Raw genomic sequence first — 2,286 nt, 5'->3', positions numbered from 1 at the left:
TGGATCTGGCGGTACAGCTCGAAGTTGCCGCGCTCGTCCACGAGCCGGTCGCGCACGTCCTGCGAGAGGAACGGGACGCGCTGGTGGAAGCCGGTCGCGGCGACGACCAGGTCGGCACGGACCTCCGTCCCGTCGCCGACGATCGCGACCGGTCCGCCGTCGCGGACGCCGAGCCCGGTGACGAGGGTGTCGCGCCGCACGGTGATCGAACCGTCGGCGACGGCCTCGTAGAAGCCCTCGGTGGCGAGGCTGACGGTGGAGCGGGCGATGTCCTCGAGCGAGCCGTCGGGCACCAGCCCGAGCTGCTTCAACCGCAGCTGCCGCACGATCTGTCCCTGGAGGCTGCTCATCATGGCGTCGCGGACGCCCTTGCCCGGGCCGTGCAGGAAGCGTTCGAAGCCGACGAGCTGGGCGTAGCGGAACAGCCCCTCCCCCAGCCTCGTGAGCAGCAGGTACTTGTAGTTCAGCGCGCCCGCGATCCTGCGCGGCATCTTCCAGAGCAGCTCGCGCGCCACGACGGTCGTCGACGCCGAGACCTCGTCGAGCGCCACGGCGACGTCGCACGCGGACTTCCCGTACCCGATCACGACGACGTGCTTGTCGCGGACGTCGTCGAGCGCCGCGACGTCCGAGGGCGGGCAGTAGCGCCCGCCCGCCGCGCGGAACGCGTCGGCGCCGGGCAGCTCGGGCAGGAACGGCTCGGAGAAGATCCCGTTCGCGACGACGAGGTGGTCGAACTCCTCGCTCCCCGCGGTGGTCGTGACGGTCCAGCCGCCGCCCGCGCGCGGCTCGGCGGAGAGCACCTCGGTCGAGGTGCGCACGTTCTCGCGGATCCCGAAGTGCCGCGCGTAGGCCTCCAGGTACTCCTGCACCTGCTGCCCGCTCGGCCACTCCGGGTAGTGCTTCGGCATGGGGAAGTCGGAGAGCGAGTACGTGCCCTTGTCGTTCTGCGTGGTCAGGCCCGGGTAGCGGCGGACGGCGCTCCAGACGCCGCCGACGTCGGGCGCCTTCTCGTAGACGACGACGTCGTGGCCGAAGCCGGTCAGGACCTTGGCGGAGGAGAGGCCGGCGAACCCGGCCCCGACGATCGCGATGCGCATGGCGGGGTTCCTCGGAGTCACTCGGCGAGCTGCGGGATGGCGGGGACGGCCCGTTCGGGGCCCATGGCGGAGTAGCCGCCGTCGACAGCCCAGTCGGCGCCGGTCACTCCGGACGCCGCGGGCGACAGCAGGAAGGCGACGACGGCGCCGACCTCGTCGGGGTCGCCGACGCGGCCGGTGAGGTGGAAGGGCGCGGCGACGCGGTCGGTCTTGGCGCGGTCGCCGCCGCTGAGGTCGTCCATGATCTTCGACCAGGTCCAGCCGGGGCTGACGGAGTTGACGCGGATGCCGTCGGCGGCGAAGTCCATCGCCATCGAGCGCGTGACCTGCACCAACGCCGCCTTCGACGCCGGGTACACCCACCGGCCGGCCTGGGCGACCTTCGACGAGATCGACGTGAACGTGACGATCGCGCCGCCGGTCGCGGCGAGGTGCGGGCGAGCGGCGCGGCTGACCTGGACGGCCGAGACGAGGTTGACGTCCAGGGCGCGCAGCCAGTCGGCGCGGCCGGTGTCGGCGCCGTCGTCGAGGTAGGTGCAGGCGAGGTTGACCAGCCCGTGCAGGCCGTCGACGGCCACCGCGGCGACGGTGGCGGCCACGGCGTCGTCGTCGGTGACGTCGGTCGGGTGGAACGCGACGCGCTCGCCGAGCTCGTCGAGCAGCGGCTTGACGCCCTCGGCGTCGATGTCGGCGACCGCGACGGCTGCACCCGCCGCGTGCAGGGCGCGGACGACCCCGTGCCCGACGAGGGTCGAGCCTCCGGTCACCAGCACCGTTCGGCCGGTCAGGGCGGGTGGCTGTGCCATCGGGAACCTCCGGGAACGACGGCGTCGTCTAGCGGGACTGTGAACACGGTCATAGTTCGGCTATACAGTGACCTGGGGCTATCCCCGCAGCGCGGACGCTGTCCGCCCGGCGCGAGCCCCGACGACGACGTGTGGACGGACCCGAGGAGGCGCCGTGACCGAGGTGCTGAACGGCTACCGCAGGGTGCGTTCGCCCGACCTCGACGAGGCGCGCGAGCGGGTCGGCGAGGTGTTCTGCCCGCACCGGCTCGAACCCCTCGACGGCCGCACGAGCCGGGCCGTGCGCTTCAACGCGGCCGGGATCGGCGCGGTCGGGCTCTCCTACCTGGCCTACGGATCGGCGGTGCGGATCCGACCGGAGCCGCTGCAGTCGTTCGTGC

Annotated in this window: 2 protein-coding genes and 1 pseudogene; 1 reads left to right on the top strand and 2 read right to left on the bottom strand. The window is 72.7% G+C overall.

The annotated features are described in order from the left end of the window. The coding region (locus KPL57_RS64770; protein ID WP_226359411.1) for an NAD(P)/FAD-dependent oxidoreductase at positions 1–1,100 on the bottom strand (1,100 nt) is incomplete at its 3' end. Between the two features lie 17 nt (positions 1,101–1,117). Continuing rightward, positions 1,118–1,906: an SDR family oxidoreductase gene (locus tag KPL57_RS64765; RefSeq protein WP_226359410.1), complete on the bottom strand. Its 789-nt coding sequence runs from the start codon at positions 1,904–1,906 to the stop codon at positions 1,118–1,120. A gap of 154 nt (positions 1,907–2,060) precedes the next feature. Here KPL57_RS64765 and KPL57_RS64760 point away from each other — a divergent pair. Next, positions 2,061–2,286 (top strand): annotated as a pseudogene (locus KPL57_RS64760) (hypothetical protein); the annotation flags it as partial.

The sequence above is a fragment of the Pseudonocardia sp. ICBG601 genome, assembly GCF_020496245.1.
The sequence above is the reverse complement of the archived record's forward strand: the minus strand, read 5'-3'. Positions and strand labels throughout refer to the sequence as shown.

What these genes read in the sequence shown, in the direction of transcription:
- KPL57_RS64765 (WP_226359410.1), bottom strand. Translation starts at nt 1,906, where the DNA reads ATGGCACAGCCACCCGCCCTGACCGGCCGAACGGTGCTGGTGACCGGA.